Raw genomic sequence first — 19,952 nt, forward strand, 5'->3', positions numbered from 1 at the left:
GGATAACGGATTCCGGACGATACGCGGCCGCCGATTCTGCGGTTGATTTTCCCTTAGGACCGCGTCAGGAAAATGGGCGCCTTTGGCCATTGACGAATGAGGACGTCAGCTTACCGAGAACGACACTTTTTCCGACGTACGATCTCGATTTGCAGGCACCCCATGCCCACGCGATCCTCGAAGTCGGCGGCACCGGTAGTGCCGACAGCGAACGTCGGCGATGAGTCGCAATTCTTGGTTTTTGTCGCACATCAGGTGATCGAGCCTCAGCAGGCACGGCCCGAAGTGAAATTCTTCAGAGAATGATCATCCTGAAGATCCAGGATGGAGTCACTAGCACTGCCGCGGCCGACTTTGGCTATTCTGTGTTTCGTCGACAGGTAGACTGGCGCCCGCTGACGAACCTTTGGGGGCCTATGTCTACCAGTGACGGGACCAAACACGCCCGCTCCGTCGACCTGCCGCGCCTGACATCATTGCGGTCGTTCGCGGCCCTGGCGGTGTTCGGGTTCCACATCTTCCGATGGACCGAATGGGACGAGGCAAAGGCAATCGCCGGACATGGGTACGCAGGCGTGGCCTTCTTCTTCATCCTTTCCGGTTTCCTACTAACTTGGTCATTTCGCCCTGAACCGGTCACGTTCTATTTCCGCCGATTCGCAAGGCTATACCCCGGTTACTTCATGATGATCATAGTGGCCTAACTAGTCCCGGCGCGAGCTGCGGTGGATTCCCCTGCGGGAGCCATACTGAGCACTGCCATGCTCCAGGCGTGGGTCCCGAGCGGATCGATCGCATTTGGTGCTAACGGTGTCGGGTGGTCTCTTTCGTGCGAGGCCTTCTTCTACGCTTTGCTGCCGGTGGTGCTTCCTGCCATTCGGCAATGGAGCCTGACAAAGGTGCTTTCTGTCAGTGCCTCGTGGTGGCTCATCTTGACGATTGCCAGCACTATCTTGCTCGTGTTAGGCGGTAGATTCCAGTTGGTCGCTTTCACCAATCCGCTGATCCACTCTGAAGAGTTTTTCGTTGGAGTTGCGGCAGCCTTAGCAATGCAGCGAGGGTGGCGCCCCCGGTTGTCCCTTACGGCAGCAGCAAAATTCGCCTTAGGAGCCTATGCCGCCGTGATGTGGTTGGACGTACCCACGGGAGGAATCGGTCTGCTTATGGCTCTACCATTTTTGGCAGTCATTGTAAGCGCGGCGGGCGCTGACCTTCAGGGGCGTCGTGGCTGGCTCCCAGCCAAACCCCTGATCTACGCGGGGCAGGTATCGTACGCCTTCTACCTGGTTCATGAGTTAGTCATTCTTAACCTTCTAGGGCTACTGCCTGATAGCCTTGCCAAACCGGTGTTCGCCGTCATCGCCCTCGCTGTAGCCATTTCCTTAGCTATTGCATTACATCACCTTGTCGAGTTGGCCGCGCAACGCTATCTCAGCCGCCTGATGCGTTCCAGAACACTGCACGCTGAGTCTAGAGTCAACGTCGCTGAGACCTGATTGCTGGTCGGGCCCAGGAGGTATCATCATATTTTGGGCGGATCTGACCGTTCAACTAACGGGGGTAGCTGACAGTGACATCAGGGTTTGCCATTTTCATGGCCTTGGGGGGTCTCGCATTCTTCTGTTTGACTGTGGCGGCTTTCATCCGCTGGCCTATGTTGGTTCTCTACGCTGTTGGGGGATTCGCCCTCGCTGCGTGGGAGTTCCCCGCCACGCCTGCCTTGGTTAGTATTGCCGGCACGCAAGTAAAGCCCGAGGACGCCATTGTGTTCGCGGCACTAGCATCGACGTTTCTTCGTCCGGCGCAAATTTCGCAAGTTATGCGACGGCGTAGCGTACTTTTAGTTCTGATTTCCGCGTGCTTGGCTCTGTCCCTAGCGGTAGGAACAATCCGGTTCGGGGCTGGTGCTTTTAACGAGTTTCGTGGCTTCCTGTGGCTTATTGGACTCTGCGCATGGATGCTTAATCAAGACTGGCAGTCTGAGCAAATGCGGGACGCATTTCGAAGATGGGCGGCGCTAACAGGCCTGGGCCTTTCTGTGCTTTTCATATTCCATGTAGCAACTTATGGGATGGGGACAGCCGATTCATTCGTCTTGCGGGCGGACGGAACGGAACAAACGGGACGCCCGCTCGTGTCAGGGCAAGCCTTACTTCTCGCGCTGATCGGGATGCTTCAAGTCGAATCCTCGGTAGGGAGGGGGCGAGGCGGCCAGGTTTGGTTTGGTATCGCATTCGTCGTGCTCGCGGTGATGAGCCAGCATCGATCCGTTTGGGTTGCCGTGGCTATCGGAATTCTCCTCGTTATTTTTCGTCTCAGAGGAGTCGCCCTCGCTAGGGCGTCGTTCGGCACCTTCTACGCTTCCGTCCTTATTTTAGGGCTCTACATCTTCGGGGCCCTTGACGGCCTCATTAGTAACTTTACGTACGCGGTCGAGAGCACCGGGACCTATAACGCGAGGTTGGACACTTGGACATCACTGATTGATGAGTCGGTTCTGAGGGGGCCCTTCTCCGTAATCTTCGGGGAGCCATTCGGGTTCGGTTATGCTCGTGAAAGCGGGGGCCGGATTGTGACGTTTGCACCCCACAACTGGTACGTGAGTATCTACCTGCGTTTGGGGTTGGTGGGGCTCGCTGCGTTCGTCATCGTCCTCTTGTCCACGGTCGGCAGACACATGAAGACGCGGGCAGGAGTAGCACCGACAGCCATTCTTCTGTCTATTGCCGTGTACGCATGGTCGTACTCCCTGCCCTGGTACCTAGCTCCGCTTTTTGGTTGGTGCATGGCACTGGCTTGGACCCAGGAAACGGACACCATCAAGGCACCCAGAGGCAGAAGCAAACGAGCTCCCTCCCCCTATGAGCAAATGGCTGCCAGAGAAGCGACGTTCCCGGCTGCCGCTTCGCTACAGCCAGCCGACGAGGGCCGGCCAGGCTTAGGGCGCGTTACTCCTTAGACTGCGCCGATCAGTCTCAGCCAGCCCGGGCCCAGACGGTTGTATGGGCTGGCGTGCCGCAGGTGCGAGGTGTGGTGGTCCTGGCACGCGCATCCTGAAATAGTAGTGCCGGATTGAGTGCCAGCAGCTATTACTCAAGCGCAAAGGTCTAGGTGCAGCTATCGCTTTGGCTTCCCCGCATTCCGAGTTTCCGCAGCCCGTGTTGAAGGTCCCGTAGTCTCCGGGCAGAACCGCGTGGGTGGATCACGATCGTAGTTCTGAGTGCTCAGCGCACCTGACGCTGACCACCGCGGTGCCATTGCTGCCTTCGGACGATCCGTAGGAGGTGACATGGTTCGTGGTGACGCCGCATTTGGCACAGAAAATCTTGTGCTGTTTAGTAGCCATAGCCAGATCATAAGCAGTCGCAGGTTTCGCCTGGGTTACCGCAACGGAACAAAAGGTGTGGAGCAATATCAGAGGAACAAAAATCAGAGCAACAACTGGACGCCCCGTCACCACGAGCCACCTCGACTGGAGAATGTTGGTGACGGCGTCGGGAGCGGCGCCACTTCCAGCCGTAGCGCTCGAACGGACCGACAAGGCGCCAGAACCCCGCCTACCATAATGAGCGAGATGCACAGCCAGGTCGGCGTATGCGCGCCACTCTGTCACATAGCCGTGCCCACCTACGGGTTCGATGCGCTGACAGACCGGGCCGTCGCGGTGGCTGCTCTACAGGGTCCTGGCGCGATTCACCGCTCCACCGGAAACTGCTGCTTGGCAGGACGACCTGGCGGCGTTCGCGCGCCATCACCGTCAGATGCTGCACGTTCACCCGTGGGCCGTCACCCCGCTGACCGGCCACTCCTATCCGGGAGCGAACGCGCTGCCCATCGGCGAAGCCGCACTGCGCATCCTGCAGCAGGCAGGCATCACGGGGGACGCCGCCGTCGCCGCCTTCAGCGGAATCGTGGCACTGAACTACGGCTGGTCCTCCTTCGTTCTGGCCCGCGAGGCAGCCGACGCCGCCAGCGGCGGGGGAGCGGTGCAGCTGGCGCCGCCGCCGCCGGAGTTTCCGCTCACCGCGGAGGCGGCCGGCCCCATGAACCGCTACGGGAGTGAAGACCACTACGAGTGGACGCTGAAACAGCTGCTCGCCGGGATCGAAGCCGACAGTCGGCGTTAGCCGTCGCCCTGCGCCCTGCGCCCGGGGCTCGGACCGGGCGGACATCCAGCGTGACAGCCACGATGCCGGCAGGAGCAGCAGCCACAGCAGCGGCGTGTACGCGTTCAGGAAGAACGCGGCCGGAATGCTGAGCAGGAAGACCACCGGCACAGCCATGCGGGCGCTAAACACCCGCCGGTGCACATGCGCGGCCATCCCAGGATCCATGAGCTTCGCATGCCGGGGGTAACTCCAGATCACGGCCATCAGCAGGTGGATCGCGGCGATGTTGGCGGCGTGCAGAATGCTGGGCCATGGCGTGGGGTCGTCCCCGTATTCGCTGAGGACCGAGCTGGGCGTCGGGAGCATGGCGATGAAGAACAGCAGGGCCAGGTTCAGCCATGCCAGCAGCGGATTGAAATGGCGGATCAGCGCGAAATCCGAATGGTGGGACAGCCACGTCTTGGCGATGATCACAAACGACAACGCATAGGCGAAAGCTCGGGGAGGGCGTCAATCAGGGCGCCCTCCAGCTGTGCCGCCGCGATGCCCTCGGGCAGCTTCAGGTCAAGTGCCAGCAGGGTCAGGGCGATGGCAAAGACGGCGTCACTGAAAAAACACCGTCCGCTCCAGGGACGTTCCGGATTCCATGCGGCACCTTCGCTTCCTCGGCCGGGCAACTCAAGTACGGCACAGGTTACTCGCCTGCGCCGGACAAGGCGATGACCGCTGTTTTGGTCCGCCGCCGCGTGCCTTTCATCAGGCTTCCACCAGCAAGGCGTGGCTAGAATCGAGGCCTACGATCGCCGGAACGCATGAATACGGAGAAAAGAATGTCGCGATGGATGGAGGTCGGCCAGGGCAACCACGTGCTGACCACCGAAGGCTCGAAGCTCAATACCGGACTCATAATCGGCGCCGAACGCGCCATGGTCGGTGATCGACACCGGCTGCGGACCACGGCAGGGCCGGGAGATCCTGGCCGCCGTCCGTGAAAAGACCCAGCTGCCGCTGGTGGTGGTGAATACCCATGCCCATTACGACCACTTCTTCGGCAACGCCGTCTTCGCTTCCGACGGCGTCACGGAGTTCTACGCCCACGAGAACTGCGCACGCGAAATTGAGGAGAACGGGGACCGGCAGCGCCGCATGGTCGCCACTCTCGAGCCCGAAATGGCCGCAGGCGAAGGCGCCGACGCCGAACTGGTGGTCCCCAACGCCATCGTTAAGGACCAGCCCGTCCTGGTGGACCTCGGCGGCCAGACCGTCACCCTCTTCTACCTGGGGCGCGGCCACACCGACGGCGACCTGCTGGTGGGCACCTCCACGGCTCTCTAGTCCGGCCTCCGGCGTTACAGCGGCAGCTACTGCGTCGAGTCCGTCGCCCCGCAGACTGTGCTTTGAGCCTCCAGGGATCACGGTCCCGGCCAAACCCCGCGACCTGTTCATGGGCACTTGCATACCGCCGGCTGACCGCCGTCGTACGCGACGGCAAGGCGACGCCGTTCGAACTGGGCAGCGGAACGTTCACGCTCAATAACTACGGGGTCTTAGGCGTGGACGGCTCCGCCGCGATCATCAACCACCCGGAAGTGGGCATTCTGGGCGTCGGCCGGATCATCGACAAGCCCTGGGTGGTCAACGGCGAGCTGACGGTCCGCAAAGTCACCGAGCTGACCCTCACCTTCGACCACCGAGTGTGCGACGGAGGAACGGCCGGCGGGTTCCTGCGTTATGTGGCTGACGCGATTGAGAATCCGGGAGCCGTGCTGGCTGACATGTGAGACATTCTAGGACGCTGGAAAGATGGCCCGGACCCCTCTGATTAGGGATGCCTAGATCTGGCGCGGACTTAACCGGTCTTATGTAACCGGGACGCCATTCGGCGACGGCGCGGTGAGCGCATTGACGCCAGCCTTGTCGACGGGCTCGCCAAGCGCGAGTTCCTGGTTGCCTCTCAGCGGTACCCATCCAGCAAGCTGGGGTCTAAGCGCTGCCCGCGCCCTCCCATAGGTTTCAGGGTTCGATGCGGCTATAACCGCTAGTGCAACGCTTCCCAGTACGAGAGTCGTGACGCCGAAAGTGCCCCTAACCTGTCGCGAATCCGCACGGCGGACCGTCATATATTTGCTATGGCACGGCCATATGCCTGTCTCGCCCGCGTACCTAGCCACGAACACTTCGGCGGCGGGGACGGCATCAGGCCCTTCTGCACAAGTTCGCAGCTGCTCGGCGGTCACAGTCCTGGTGCTTTGGTCCACCAGTTGGTACATGAACGAGGACTTCATGGCCCAATGGCCCAGCACCCTGACGTCCGATTTCTCAACCGCGGACGCATCGCCAGCCATCAACTCCTTGAGCGGCGGGCGGACTCGTTCTTCCAGCCGGCTCATCCAGCCTCCGTTGCACCGCCGACACACCGCCTTCACCGTTATGGACTGGAGCGTTGGCGTGCCAAACCGTGGGATTTCTACTAGGGCAGTGTCCGGTCCGACGAAGCTCATACGAGGCTGGTACCTCGGACTCGTATCCCATGACTCAACGTATTCGGAAAACTGGGGGAGTCTTGTCAGCCACAGCGGTATGGCATGTTCTCGGGTAACGGGCTGACCATCGCAGAAGACGCAGCGCCGCTTACCGAGCTTGGACATGGAGACCCCCAGAATTAGATCAAGCCGAGTGGTCGACCTGTCCGACTCTAGCTGGCACAAACGAACACTGCGATGTTAACAGGGCCCGTGCCGGCCCCTGTTGCCTGACGGGTAGAATCGGGGCAGGTCTTAAACATGGGGGAAGAATTTGACGTCGATCGACACTGAACCGCGCCTTGCTCGGCTGGATTCGCTAACCGGTCTTCGGTTTTTCGCCGCATTTGTCGTTCTTCTCAGGCATACCGTGCCAGAGATTTTCCCTCTGCCAGGGTTGTCCGAGCTCAGTGCCATCGGCCCTATAGGGGTGGGCTTCTTCTTTGTGCTGTCAGGGTTCATTCTGACTTGGAACTGGAATCCTGCGACGGGTCGCGGAGTCTTTTACGGTCGCCGGGCAGCCCGCATTCTGCCGCTCCACGCGCTCACTACTGTAGTAGCCGCAGCACTTCTGATCATGGCAGATACCCCGTTGTGGGCAAGTACTATCCTGTCCCTCTTCTTGCTGCAGGCGTGGTTCACGGAGGGCTACCGCCTCGGGGGCAATAGCCCAAGCTGGTCGCTCTCAGTAGAGGCTTTTTTTATGTCTTGTTCCCCTTTGTAGTGAAGCCACTTACGCGGCTCACCATAAGAAAAAGCTGGATAATCATCGCATCGGCTGGAATGCTAATGGTTCTCTGGCACGGGGCATATGTGTTAGCCGGCAGAGCGGATGTCCCCTTCCTTTCCGCCTTCAGCGGGTACACGAACCCGGTTTACCGTTTGGGCGAATTCGTCATCGGAGTGGCACTGGCCAACGCGATGCGACAGGGCTGGCGCCCTCGGCTGTCAGTCTCGACTGCTGCATTGGTGGCCCTGTTCGGGTATGTCGCCTTGGCAGCGCTGAACGCTTTCGTCGAGCAGCTCACCGCGTCGGGCCTGCCACTTAGCGTGCTGGACCTTCTCTACCTGCCGCTAACAATCATGCTCGTCGCCTGCGCCGCCGATTCGGACCTGCACGGGCATAAGTCAATCTTCCGCAAGCCGGCATTCATCCGGCTCGGGGAATGGTCCTTCGCTCTCTACCTCGTTCAGGCGATTGTCATCACCGTCGCAGTCAGAGTGTTCCCATTCGGGACGGTCACTTGGCAAAGTGCCGTCGTGGCAACAGGCGTCATAGCTTTCTCGGTGGCGTTATCGGGCGCCCTGTTCCACTGGTTTGAAAAGCCCGTGGAACGCTGGCTGAAGTCTAAGTTGCCTGCACCTAAGACATCCGGCCGACGCGTGTTTGCGAAGCGCTAGGTTCGCACCAAGGCGCCCCCAACTCGTTTAGCTAGGGGCGCCGTCAGTTGTTCATGAACCCGATGCGTCAGGCCTATACCCCGACTAGGGCTTGATGTTCGGGTTGGCGACCAGGTAGGTCTTGATGACTGCATAGATGCCAGCGTGGCCTGCGTTGGATGGGCGGACGCGGGAGCCCGGCGTGTCGCTTCCTGCGTAGTTGCTCGCCACTGTCCGGTCAAAGGCGGTTCCAAGGTTGCAGTAGACCACACGGGGGTCATTGGCTTCCGTCACTGCCTGTGACGCGGCCGTGCGGAGCGCTACGAGGGCCGTCTCTGTGGTGTTGTTCTCCGCCGGGGTTGCCCCGTAAACGATCATCTTCGCGGCTGGGTAGCGTGCCTGCTTCCACGCGATCATGTTCTTGACGTTCGTTTTGTATGTCGCCACAGGGACGGCCTGCCCTGCGTCGTTCATGCCGAGGCTGTAGCCGATCACGTCTGCCTGCGGGAAGTCGTAGGCGCCGAGGAGTCGGCGGGACTCGTGCATGACTGACGTGGAGCCGGATACGGACTTGTTGATCATGCGGACCCAGATGCCCTTGTCCTTCCAGTATGCGAGTGTCAGCCAGTCGTACTCGAAGGATTTTGCGGTGACGCCAGTTCCGGCTGCAGTGATTGAGTCGCCGATATGCAGGTACACCTTATCGGCGGAGTAATCGAAGTCATCAGCGATGCTCCAGCCGGAAACGTACGCAAAGAGGTTGACGCCGGTCAGTGAACCGCCGTCGTAGATTTCCCGAATCCGCACCGAGCCGGTTGATCCACCACTGGGACCGGTGACCGCGGGACGAATGATCGCGTTGACGGGGATGATGACGGGCGTGCCCGGCGTTACCTGCACCGTCCAGGTTTGCTGATCATTACCGCCGATACCTGTTTCGTACAGTGGTATCTGCAGGCGGGCGGAACGGTTGCACGTGACGGTGACGGTATCTACAACAAAGGCGCGTGTCACGCCTGGCGATGTGAAACCGGCCGACACCGAACCGTCGGTCGTGTAGGTGGCGTTTACTGTGGAGCTACCACCGGAAAAGGGTGTTCCTTCGGTGTTGCACGTTTCGCGTAGTGGCATAAGCGCGTTGTACTTCTGGCGCTGGGTCCGTGCGGGCTGGTCAAGAACTCCCATTTAGCTCACCACAATCTGAGTTACGTTGATCGCCGCGCCGGTTGAGTCGCGGGTAATGGCCGGTTGTGTGTAGGTCTCTGTGACGGGCGAACCGTGCGTGATGGTGTAGGAATCCACGGCTCCGGGGAAGGCTGCCGAGTATGTGGGGGTGTACGTTCCTGGTTGCCCGTCTGGCCATTCCACGTCGGCAGAGGTCACCAGTCCGTCCGCCCTAGTCACCGCCCCGGCGATTAACAGTTCAGGGTTCTTGGCGAGTTGGACATATCTGGCATAAGTGGCAGAAAGTTCCACGTATACGGTCAAGTTTCGGTCTCCCCCCACCACGACACGTTCCGATGACCAGACGCCGCGGGAAGACTCGCTCTAGATGGACTCGGCCATGACTTTGGTGACATCAGTGTTGAAGTGAGGAGGACCTCCGGGGCTTAGTGGAGGTGACTGACATCTTCACGGCCACGGAGGTCCTCATGTCCCACGCTAATGCCCGTCTGACCGTTCATGGGAGATTTCTTCTTGTTGAAAGGGTGATCCGGGATCATCGGCCTGTTGCCCACGTGGCGAAGGAATTGGGTGTTTCCCGGCAGTGCGCCCACCGCTGGGTGAAGCGGTTCCGGGCCGAGGCTGAGGCCGGTCTTCTCGACAGGTCCAGCCGCCCTCACCGGACCCCGTCAAGGACCAGCGCCGAGCGGGAGGACGCTGTCATCGCGGCCAGGGCGGAGATACGGTGCGAGCTGGCGCGGTTGAGCCGTGCCACCGGTGTCCCCGAACGAACGATCTCGCGGATCCTCGCCCGACGGGGCTTGCCGCTTCTGGCTGCCTGCGACCCCGTGACCGGGGCCGTCATCCGGGCCAGCCGGTCAACGGCGGTCCGTTACGAACGCGACTACCCGGGAGAACTGATCCATGTGGACGTCAAGAAACTCGGACGGATCCCGGACGGCGGGGGCTGGCGCGCCCATGGCCGTTCAGAGAAGGTCCGCGGGCGCGGCATTGCATTCGACTACATCCACGCCGCCATCGATGACCGCAGCCGCCTGGCCTACGCCGAAATCCACCCGGACGAGAGAGGGGCGACCGCTGCCGGCTTCCTTCTCCGAGCCGCCGCGTACTTCAAAGCGCGCGGCATCAGGAGAATCGAACGCATCATCACCGACAACGCCTTCGCCTGCCGGAAGTCCGCCGCTTTCAAAGCCGCGGTGGCACAGCTCAATGCCGAACAGGGGTTCATTAAACCGCACTGCCCATGGACCAACGGAAAGATCGAGCGTTTCAACCGGACCTTGGCAGCCGAATGGGCCTACTCCAAGCCATTTACCAGCAACACCGAACGAGCGACGGCACTTGACCCGTGGCTGAACTACTACAACACTGAACGCATCCACACCGCCATCAAAGGCACCCCGATCATGCGAGTGTCACTAACCTGATGGCCGAGTACATCTAGCCGGTGGAGCATCTCTTTGCGCAACGCAGAAATTTCGCGTCGGAGATTTAAGCCGATCGCCAGCAATCCCGCGACCCACAGTGCGGTTTGAAATAGGGGCACCCAAGCATCCATTTTAAAACCCCTGACTTGATCATTCATGGAGGGAAGATCAGGCAAACCGAGAAGACCTGGTGCCGGCACTCACGGGACGGGCCCTGACAACGGCCACGGCTTCGGGCCGTTTGCGTTTCGCAGCCGGATGGGCTGTTCGGGCCCCTCCGTCCATGCCCTCCTTGATTCAACCTTGAGCAATTCGACACAAATCGGCACGGAATAGTACTTTTTGCGCGTTCTGCTAAGTTTTCCTCAATCGCACTTTGCGCGTTTTGGGGGAACAACATGAATAAAGGTCCTAGGGCACACCTGTCTGGTTTCGCGCGGGCGAAGCGCTTGATGTCAGTGGCCGTCAGCTCGGCGTTAGTAGCAGGGCTGCTGGTTCTGCAGCCAGGTGAACTGGCTACGGCCCAGGCGGTGGAGCCGGCCGCCGTTCAATTCGAACCCTCCGTACCGACCGACTCACCGACCCCCACGCCGAGTCCCTCGGGATCCGCCGAGGCTTCCCCGCAGTGGACAGTCTCGCCGCAAAACGACAGCGAAGCCGACCAGCGCATGCGGCCGGGCCAGTACAGCCCCAAGGCACTGTCCGTCCGGCTCACCGACGAAGCGGATCAGCCCGTGGCCGGAGTGAAGGTCACCTTCGAAGTCCGGGCGGGAGAAGCCACCTTCGACCGGAGCAACGCCAAAACCCTGGATCTGACCACCGACGCGGACGGTGTGGTGGTGGCCAACAGCCGCATCAACGCTGCGATGAGCGGGCTGCTCGCGGACAGCAGCTATGTGGGCACCATTGAAGTGGAAGCCCGTGCCGAGGGCTCGTCCTCCACCTTCGTTTTTGACCAGATCCATTCAACCGTCGCGGAAAGGCTCGAATACGTCGAGGGACGTGACCAGACCGTCCACAGCCCTTACGAAATCCTCAAGCCCCTCGTTGTGCGTGCCGTTGACGGCGACGGCAAGCCGGTTTCCGGCGCCACGGTGGAATTCACGGCCAAGAACGGTACCGCCAATTTCGGCTGGTCCTACCCCGCCACCACGTTCAGCACCGGCGACGACGGAACGGTCCGCACCAGCGACGGCGCCCAGTATTACCAGGTCCTGCGTTCCGGGATTTCTCCCGAGAGCCTGGCGGTGGATGCCGAAGTGGAAGCCCGGATTGCCGGGCTTGACCCGGTCCTTTTCACGATTCCGCTGGCACCCGTCGAGGCAGTGGAAATTATGTCCGGCGATGGCCAGGAAGTAGCCGGCGAGGACTATTTCCAGTCCCTGCAGGTCCGTGTGAAGGACAAGGACGGCACCCACCTTGGCTACCGGAATGTCAGCTTCGACATCAACGGTGAAGCCGGCTTCATGGTCAACGGCGAGGCCGGAAAATCCTTCCATGCAGTGAGCCAGTACGACGGGAGCGCCGCAGTCCCGTGGTACACGCTGCGCGCCAACCCCGGATCCAAGGCCTCGGGCACGCCGCTGGCGGTGACGGCCGCAGCCGGTACGAAAACCGCCACCTTCAACCTGAAGATTGTGAAGCAGCCGCGGGCGTGGAACCTGACCCAGGCGTATGGCGGCAACCAGACCGTTGCTGCCGGCGGCGCCTTCGCAGCGGCGCTCGGCGTGTATGCCAGGGACGAGCAGGGCCGGTATGCCGGCTACGCTCCAGTCACGTTCTCGATTGTCAACGGTGGCGGCTCCTACTTCGCAGGCCCCAACGACACGAGGCTCACCACCATTGCGGTCGATGCCGACCGATATGGACATGCGGCCACACCCCAGGTGTGGGCGGGCGATCACGTGGGTGCGTTCACGGTCAAGGCAACCACCCCGGACTTTGCCGGGGAGCTGATATTCGACCTCGATGTGGTGGGCCAGCCGGCAGGCATTCAGGTGTATCCCGGTGCCGGTGCAGCTGCCTACCCGGAATCAACACTGGGCTGGCCGTACGCCGTGGTGACTGACAATGAGGGGCGGCCGGTGGGCAACCAGACGGTCACTTTCCGCGTCGAGAGCGGCGCCGTCGGCTTCGGCCGCAGCCTGGACGGGAGTGAAAAGACCCGCACGGCAGTGACTGACTCCAACGGTGTTGCGTACGCCGGGGAAGCGCTGTACACCGGAGCCGGAAAGTCCGCCTACGGACCAGCCGTCGTGAGTGCCGGCGTGGCCGGCGGCCCGCGGACAGAAGTCAACTACACGGTTTCCAGCTACCCTGTCGCCGAGCAACTCCTCACAGTATCCGGGGAAGGGCTCTCAGCGAAGCCTGGCGGGGTCCTCGCACCGGTCAGCGTTACTGCCGTGGGCGCGGGCTGGTCCAACGCGGGCTATGCCGAGGTGACCTTCACACTGGAAGGTGAAACGGGCAGCTATTTCGTCAACGATCAAGGCGTCCGGATCGACGGGCCGGCGACTGTCACGGCCTCCAACTACGGCTACGCAACCGCGCCCCAGATTATTGCCGGTGACACAACAGGAAAAGTGGTGCTTAGGGCTGCTACGCCCGGAGCGCCGGACCTGCTGGTGAACCTTTCCGTCAGCGGCGGCGTCGGCAAGATCGTCAAGACATCGCAGGACAATCTGGAGGTCTTCCCGGAGGACCGGTTCGGCTACCTCACCGTGCGGGTTGAGGACGAGGGCGGCAACCCGGTCGGCAACGAAGCGGTGACCTTCACGGTGCGTGAGGGCGGCGCCGAATTCTCCAACTACTGGTGGGGCTGCTATTCCCAGCCATCCGGCCGGACCACCGTCACGGTTCAGACCGACTCCTACGGCAACGCCTCATCGCCAGTGCACCTGTGCGCCGTGCCTGGTCCGGATTCTGCCGGTGACGTTGTGGTGGACGTTGAAGCGGCGGGAGTCCTGGCAGACCCGTTCACCTTCAAGGTAAAGCCGCTGGCCGCTGCGACCTCCCTGGTCACCTACGGCATGCCGGCTGCGCACGTCAAGACCGGTGACGACCTCAACGGCTTTGCCTACGCATACGCCACCGGCGCGGACGGGAGTCCTGCAGGATATGCCGATGTGACCTTCGCGATCGTCGGCGAAACAGACGCCAAGTTCAAGATCACCGATCCCGCAACCGGAGACGTCCGGCTGGAGTCCGAAGTCACTCTCCGGGCAGACCGCTGGGGCAACGTTTCTTCGCCCACCATTTCCGCCGGCCAGGTCCGCGGCGAATTTTCCCTGACCGCGAAGAGCAGCCAGTCAAACGAGCTGCGCTGGGATGGTCTTCGCGTGGTGGGGCCCATCGCCACCGTCACCGCGGTGGCAGGCGACAACCAGAAGTCATATCCGAACAACTACATGATGCCCCTTCGCGTGGTTGCACGCGATTCCGACGGCTACTCCGTGCCTAACCAGCCCGTCACCTTTAGACTGCCCGAGAACAAGGAACACCGGTTCTCATACAACTGGTCAACGGCCATCGCCGGATACACCGATTCGAATGGCGAAGCCACACCCGGCTACTACGGCTCAACTGTCTACATCGGCAACTCTCCCGGAACCTTCACCGTCTCCGTTGACCACAACGGGCAGTCGTATCCAGCGCTCACGCTGGAAGCACTCGACTTCCCGACCGCCGATACCTTCAACAACCTGGGCGGTGGCGGCCAGAGCGTCCAGCCCGGAGCCGGATTCCCGGCCAGAATGTCAGCGCGCGTCTCCAACCACGAGGTAGAGGTTGGCGTTCCGGGTGTTTCCGTGACGTTCTCGATTGAAGGCTCAACGGACGCCTACTTCGTCCTCGACAATGGAACCCGGGCATCCACCGCCGCCGTAACATCGGATGCCTCCGGATACGCGGTTGCGCCGGCGCTGTTTGCCGGCAGCCAGGGAGGCAGCTTCACCGTCACGGCTGCCGCCGCGGGTATCACCTCCGCCACGTTCGACATGGCAGTGCTGAGCTCCGCACGAAGCCTTGAGAAAGTCTCCGGCGACGAACAGTCCGAAAGGATTGGCAAGGCGTTCCGTGCCGTAGACGTGGCGGTCAAGGACAGCGCAGGCAACCCCGTGGCCAACCAGCGGGTCCGCTTCGTCACGGAGAACCCGAGCCGGGCCAATTTCGGCGGGGCATTCCGGACGTACGCCACCACAAACAGCGAAGGGCTGGCCAGCTCAGGCGGCATCACTGCCGGCACCGAGACCGGGCCGGTGGTCATCTCCGCCAACACCGGCACCCTTGAACCGGTCCAGTTCACGCTGACCACCGAACCGCTCCTGAAGGCCGCCGAGCTGACCGAGCCCACGGGCGACGGGCAGATCGCCGTGGCCGGCACCGTATTCGGTGCGCCACTCGGAATCCGGACCGTGGACGCTGACGGCAACCCCGCCGAGCAGGTCCAGGTGACGTACACCATCACGGGTCCGGAAGGCGCAACTTTCCAGGGCGGCTCCGCCACGTTCACGGCCAAGACGGATGCCGACGGACGGATCTATTCGCCGCTGATCCCGGCGGGAAATATTATCGGACCCCTGACAGTCGTTGCTTCCGCTGACGGTGTGGAGCCGTTCCACTACGGGTTGACCGTCAAAGCGCCCAACGCCCCGCCGCAGCTGCAGTTCTCAACCTCAGCAACCGCCGTCGAACTTAATGATCCGGTGACCTACACCCTGGACGCGAGCGACGCCGAAGGTGATCCGCTCACGTACACCATCGACTTCGGCGACGGGGGAGGAGCGCAAGGCAGCTACCCGAGCAGCCAGGCCATACGCCATTCCTACGGTCAGGCAGGCACGTACCTCGTGTATGCGACGGTCCGCGATGGCACAAGTTCCGTCTCGAAAACCTCCCGCGTCACCGTGATCCTGACCGAACCGCTCCTGCCCGACGCCGGGGATCCGCAGCAGTCCGTGACCGGACAAGCCGTGACGTTCGACGCCGGCCGCTCACGGCCGGCAGCGCTCATCCACGAATACCTCTGGGACTTCGGTGACGGAACCACCGGCACCGGGCTACGGGCCCAGCACACCTACGCCGCGCCGGGCGACTACGCCGTTTCGCTGACCGTGCGCAACGGCAGCGAAACAGCCACGGCCACATCCTCGGTGAAGGTCAGCCAGGCCGCCGCCGTTCCCGGGCTGTCCGTGACGGTTAAATCCGGGGCCAGCCTCGTGTCCGGTGCCATCGTCACCACCAACCTCTCCGACGGGCGCAGGATCACCGCCACGTCCGGCAGCGACGGCATTGCCGTCCTCGCAGGACTTCCCAACGGCGACCACAGCGTTTTCATCTCCGCCGGCGGGCACCTTCCGCTGGTCGCCACGGGCACCGTCGTCGAAGGCTCGGGTTCGCTGCAGGCCACCCTGGCGCAGGGGGACGTTGGCACGTCGGTACTGGAAACACGCCAGCTGACCATCGACGAAATTGTCGATCTAGGAATTGATCCGCAAGCACCGGAGAACCAGCAGGTCTTCGAATCTGAAATCCACCTTGCGGTTGCCGGATCAGACCCGGACGTTCCGGAAGAGACGCCGGTACGAGTGGTCTGGAACGATAACAACCAGATAGGGATCAGCACCGACCCCGGAGAGCCAATCTACTGGGTGGGAAGCGGCGGAAATGGCGGATGCTGCATCACTATCGGCGACTACGATTTCACTCCGAGCACGGTCCAGGCCGGAGGACAGCGTGTAGTCCAGTGGTTGATCGTCCCCACCAAGGGCAGTTTCCTCAAGGAGTTCTTCGAAGCGCGTCTCCTGGTTCAGAACCTGGCCAGTACCCCGTTCACCTTCACCCAGGGCCAGGCAGAACTCAGCCTCCCCAAGGGCGTCAGCCTCGCGCCGACGTCGGCATCCCAGAACCTGGCGATCCCGATGCAGGACATTCCCGGCGGCGAAAGCCGGACGGCATCATGGACGCTGCGTGGCGACACCGAGGGCGAATACAACCTCTCCGCCACCTACACCGGCGTGCTTGAGCCCTTGGGCGAACCACTGCGCATCGAGGCCCGGACGGATAAGCCGCTGAAGGTGTGGGGCGGATCTGCCCTGCAAATGGAGGTTACCGTGGATCCCTCCACTGTTAATCTTCACCCGTTCCGTGTCACCGTGAAGCTGCGCAACAAGACACCCGAGGGCGCCGGCACCGTGGTCTACAACCCCACGTTCGAAGTGCTCCAAGGGACGAATTACCTCCTGGCTCCGGCTGTGGAGTACAAGAAGTCGGCGGCCTCGCTGAGGCCCGGGGAAACGCTCGAAGCCGAGTACATTTTCTACTCAAGGGTCTCCGGGGAGGTCCTGCTGAATGACGGAGACCTCGCCAAGAGCTTCATTGTGTCCACCGGCGGAAGCGTCGACGTCGAATACCTCCCGCTCCAGAAGCATCCCGCTCGAACGGATGCGCTGGATGTGAAGGCGCAGTGGGTCAAAGCGCCCGGAGACACACACAAAATGTTCATTGCTTGGGAGACCGTGACGGGGGCATCCCAGTACTCAGTCTTCTCCCGTGACTCCCTGGACAGCGGCGAATGGCGACTGGTGACCGAAGGTGCTGTCGGTGAGTTGAGCGACGCACGGATGCTCGACGAAGGCAGTAGCCAGCTGGGAGAGTACTACGCCGTCGTACCGACACTCGAAGGGGGCGCGACAAAGCCCACGCACAGGGTGGCGACAGCATCCAAAACCCCGCCGCCTGACCTGCCCGTTGCCTCCGGAGCCGGCATCATCAGCGGAAGCACCATGAACGCGCCCCAGTGCATGGACGTCTTGTTCGTGGGCGCTGCCGGTTCCGGTGAGAAGCTGCTGGGCCCCAACATGACCATGGTGGCTACACAGCTCAAGTCGGAGCTGGAAGCCACCCGCACATACGCCGCTGTTTACCTCGACTATCCGGCGGCTGCCGTACCCCTCGTTGGAGGGGACAGCACAGTGGACTTCGAGACCTATATGGCCAGCATTGAAGAAGGGGTAACGAAACTTACCTCCTTCCTTGCACAACGTAACGTTGCCTGCCCGTACGAAAAGCTCGTCCTCGGCGGGTACTCGCAAGGAGGCGTGGTCCTGTCCAGGGTCATGGCTGACAATCCGGCGCTGGTGTCCGAGAAAAAGGTCGCGGGAGCATATCTGGTTGCCAACGCGTCAAACCACCTTCTGATCGGCGGCCAGCGGGAGGGGTCAGCAGTAAGCAACACGGGCGTCGGTGCGGTGAAGTGGACACCCAAGATTCCGGAAGCAGTGGCGCCGGTGACAATGTCCCTGTGCGACTCAGTGGACATCGTGTGCGACTCACTGCAAATTGCCATTGGCTTCCGACCCAACCTCGTGGGCTTCGTTGCCACCGCGCTGTCTGTCGCCAAGGGCTACGAGGTGCACACCACATACCATGAGCGTGACGACACGCTCCTGAAAGCCTTCGCGACCCGTACGTCAACAAAGCTCAAGGGGGTAGCCGTACCCAAGTCCAATCCGTACCAGATGGTGACCCTTGCCAATGAAGCAGTCGACACAACGCTCGGCGTCAAGGACCTCCGCGACGGCGTTCACGGGAAGTGGACCGTGACCCACAATCCGTTGCCGGCGGGAACACCGTTCACCGTGAGCTCGGCGGGGAAGGTCACCGGTAGCGTGCCGGCGGGCTTCTGGAAATTCGACTTGTCACTGGTTGGAGAAAAAGAGATTGACCGTCGAATCGACGTCAACCTCGAAATCCGGTCCGGCTGGGCAGCCATCGCTGCCCAAGTGGTCCCGGTGACAACCGTGGCACCAGGGACTGTGCTCAAGCCGCTGGCGCTGCGTGTGCTGGACGCCAATGGAAACCCTGTGGCGGGAGCGGAAGTCGAGTTCCGGGTTGACGGGCCGGCGTCGTTTGCCGGAGGGGCCAAGACGTACAAGGCATGGACGACCGCCGAGGGATATGCGGTGTCCACAACTCCACTTCCAACGGGCGGCAGTGGGACCTTGTCGGCGGCCGCTGAAGTGCCGGGACAGCCCGCCGTGGTCCTGCAACCGCAGGAGGTGGTAGCTGCGCAGGTCCTTCCCGAAGGCGTCAGCGCCACTGTGACTCCGCGGGTGGTATCCGGGAAGGTCGCCTTGGAAGCCAAAGTCTCGAACGGGTCTACTGAGGCCAAGACCGTGACCCTGAGCGGCCGGTACGGCAGCAAGAACCTGGGAATTCTTGAACCCGGCGCATCCGCGACCCACCTCTTTGCAACCGGGCAGAAACAGATCTCCCAAGGAACCGTCCTCGTGACGGCCAAGGGAGCGCTTTCCTCCGGATCGCAGGCGATCAGCTACGCCGCCTACAACCCGGCAGCTGAGCTGAAGCTGGAAAATGCTTCCAGCTCCGAATCCAAGATCACCGGCTCAGTCTTTGCGCCCTACGCGGTCCGACTTGTCAGGGGTGACGGCACAGTGGTGAGCGGTGCCTCCGTCACCTTCGACGTCGCCGGACCGGCGCGTTTCGGAGACATGCCCTCGACGACTGTGGCAACCGATGCATCCGGCTATGCCGTCACCTCGGTTCCGCTGAATGCCACCACGGAGGCGGGAACGGTTACCGCAACGGCCCGGGCAGAAGGAGCAGCCGCCCTGGCACTTCCCGAGCGGACAGTGACGCTGCCCTCGGCCGAGATTGATGTTCGGAGCTCCAGCTACGTGAAGGCTGTCAACGGCAAGATCTTCATCGTCGCAAATGCAGAGAATAGGGGGCCGGCCGCCGTCGACATCACCGTCCAGGGCCGGTACGGGAAGAAAACACTGTTGGCAGTGGCTCCGGGCGGAGCCGTCAGCCACGCCTTCGCAACGGGCCTGACCAAGATCGCCGCAGGCAGCCTCACGTTCACCTCTGTGGCCGGGACAGCGAGCAGCGTGTCCACGGCGGGTTACTCCGCAGCCGGACCGGGGCTGCCAGCACTGCTGCAGCCTGACAACGCCGGTACTCAGTCCGTGCGGGTCGGGCAGACATTTGTCCATCAGCCCGTCCGGGTCCTGGACAGCGTGGGTGTTGCGGTTGCCAACGTGGAAGTTCGATTCGACGTTGCCGGCGCTGCCTCCTTCGCCGGCGGTGCCCTTAGCTCCAACGGATTCACCGACGCACAAGGGTGGGCGCGGCCGGCACTGGAGCTGTTTTCGGGCCCTGCGACCGGGACTGCCAAGGTCACAGCGTCAGTTCCCGGAGTGGCGCCTCTGACCCTTCCCGAGCTGAATTCGACCCCTTAAGACTGCGTTCGCCCGGGGGCCAGCCACTCGTGGCCGGCCCCCGGGCGAATCACAACCCATACACGAAAG

At 62.0% G+C, this 19,952-nt stretch carries 9 protein-coding genes and 4 pseudogenes; 9 read left to right on the forward strand and 4 right to left on the reverse strand.

Going from position 1 to position 19,952, the window contains the following annotated elements; genetic code table 11:
- Window positions 1-416 precede the first annotated feature (416 nt).
- The 3 genes and pseudogenes from JOE31_RS06670 to JOE31_RS06675 all read left to right on the forward strand — a co-directional run bounded on the left by JOE31_RS06670 (window position 417) and on the right by JOE31_RS06675 (window position 4,127).
- A pseudogene (locus JOE31_RS06670) lies at window positions 417-1,496 on the forward strand (acyltransferase family protein).
- Window positions 1,497-2,170: 674 nt separating this feature from the next.
- Entirely contained in the window at window positions 2,171-2,959 is a 789-nt protein-coding gene (locus JOE31_RS21895; RefSeq protein WP_354298612.1) for an O-antigen ligase family protein, read from the forward strand.
- Window positions 2,960-3,683: 724 nt separating this feature from the next.
- Entirely contained in the window at window positions 3,684-4,127 is a 444-nt protein-coding gene (locus tag JOE31_RS06675; protein WP_280873108.1) for a TetR/AcrR family transcriptional regulator C-terminal domain-containing protein, read from the forward strand.
- Window positions 4,128-4,526: 399 nt separating this feature from the next.
- Here the strand turns inward: JOE31_RS06675 and JOE31_RS21445 are convergent.
- Window positions 4,527-4,786: pseudogene (locus JOE31_RS21445) on the reverse strand (TMEM175 family protein); the annotation flags it as partial.
- A 153-nt stretch (window positions 4,787-4,939) separates the two neighbouring features.
- On the opposite strand from JOE31_RS21445, the pseudogene JOE31_RS06685 reads away from it, so the two are divergent.
- Window positions 4,940-5,441: pseudogene (locus JOE31_RS06685) on the forward strand (MBL fold metallo-hydrolase); the annotation flags it as partial.
- Between the two features lie 128 nt (window positions 5,442-5,569).
- Window positions 5,570-5,890: pseudogene (locus tag JOE31_RS06690) on the forward strand (2-oxo acid dehydrogenase subunit E2); the annotation flags it as partial.
- A gap of 78 nt (window positions 5,891-5,968) precedes the next feature.
- On the opposite strand, the gene JOE31_RS06695 reads toward JOE31_RS06690, so the two are convergent.
- On the reverse strand, window positions 5,969-6,610 hold the full coding sequence (locus JOE31_RS06695) for a hypothetical protein (protein WP_209742764.1): 642 nt from the start codon (window positions 6,608-6,610) through the stop codon (window positions 5,969-5,971).
- Between the two features lie 295 nt (window positions 6,611-6,905).
- Here JOE31_RS06695 and JOE31_RS21900 point away from each other — a divergent pair, with 295 nt between their 5' ends.
- Together JOE31_RS21900 and JOE31_RS06705 are read left to right on the forward strand one after the other, a co-directional pair.
- Window positions 6,906-7,355, forward strand: a complete 450-nt coding sequence (locus tag JOE31_RS21900) for an acyltransferase (RefSeq protein ID WP_209742766.1) — start codon at window positions 6,906-6,908, stop codon at window positions 7,353-7,355.
- A gap of 65 nt (window positions 7,356-7,420) precedes the next feature.
- Window positions 7,421-8,032: an acyltransferase gene (locus JOE31_RS06705; protein ID WP_209742768.1), complete on the forward strand. Its 612-nt coding sequence runs from the start codon at window positions 7,421-7,423 to the stop codon at window positions 8,030-8,032.
- A gap of 84 nt (window positions 8,033-8,116) precedes the next feature.
- On the opposite strand, the gene JOE31_RS06710 is transcribed toward JOE31_RS06705, so the two are convergent.
- Complete coding sequence (locus JOE31_RS06710; protein WP_209742770.1) at window positions 8,117-9,196, reverse strand: SGNH/GDSL hydrolase family protein; 1,080 nt, start codon at window positions 9,194-9,196, stop codon at window positions 8,117-8,119.
- Entirely contained in the window at window positions 9,197-9,487 is a 291-nt protein-coding gene (locus JOE31_RS06715) for a hypothetical protein (protein WP_209742773.1), read from the reverse strand.
- 176 nt (window positions 9,488-9,663) lie between these two features.
- Between JOE31_RS06715 and JOE31_RS06720 the strand changes: the two genes are divergently transcribed.
- Both JOE31_RS06720 and JOE31_RS06725 read left to right on the forward strand, forming a co-directional pair.
- Window positions 9,664-10,623 carry an IS481 family transposase gene (locus JOE31_RS06720; RefSeq protein WP_209742775.1) on the forward strand — a complete coding sequence of 320 codons (960 nt, stop codon included), beginning with the start codon at window positions 9,664-9,666 and terminating at the stop codon, window positions 10,621-10,623.
- A gap of 452 nt (window positions 10,624-11,075) precedes the next feature.
- The gene (locus tag JOE31_RS06725) at window positions 11,076-19,883 is read left to right on the forward strand and encodes a PKD domain-containing protein (RefSeq protein ID WP_209742777.1); all 8,808 of its coding nucleotides are present in this window, start codon (window positions 11,076-11,078) and stop codon (window positions 19,881-19,883) included.
- The last annotated feature ends 69 nt before the right edge of the window (window positions 19,884-19,952 follow it).

It is taken from the genome of Arthrobacter sp. PvP023 (assembly GCF_017832975.1).
GTDB lineage: Bacteria > Actinomycetota > Actinomycetes > Actinomycetales > Micrococcaceae > Arthrobacter.

Excerpts from the sequence above, each read along its gene's own strand:
- JOE31_RS06710 (WP_209742770.1), bottom strand. The coding sequence starts at position 9,196 with ATGGGAGTTCTTGACCAGCCCGCACGGACCCAGCGCCAGAAGTACAAC.
- JOE31_RS06695 (WP_209742764.1), bottom strand. The coding sequence starts at position 6,610 with ATGAGCTTCGTCGGACCGGACACTGCCCTAGTAGAAATCCCACGGTTT.
- JOE31_RS06720 (WP_209742775.1), top strand. The coding sequence starts at position 9,664 with ATGTCCCACGCTAATGCCCGTCTGACCGTTCATGGGAGATTTCTTCTT.
- JOE31_RS21895 (WP_354298612.1), top strand. The coding sequence starts at position 2,171 with ATGCTTCAAGTCGAATCCTCGGTAGGGAGGGGGCGAGGCGGCCAGGTT.
- JOE31_RS06725 (WP_209742777.1), top strand. The coding sequence starts at position 11,076 with ATGTCAGTGGCCGTCAGCTCGGCGTTAGTAGCAGGGCTGCTGGTTCTG.
- JOE31_RS06705 (WP_209742768.1), top strand. The coding sequence starts at position 7,421 with ATGGTTCTCTGGCACGGGGCATATGTGTTAGCCGGCAGAGCGGATGTC.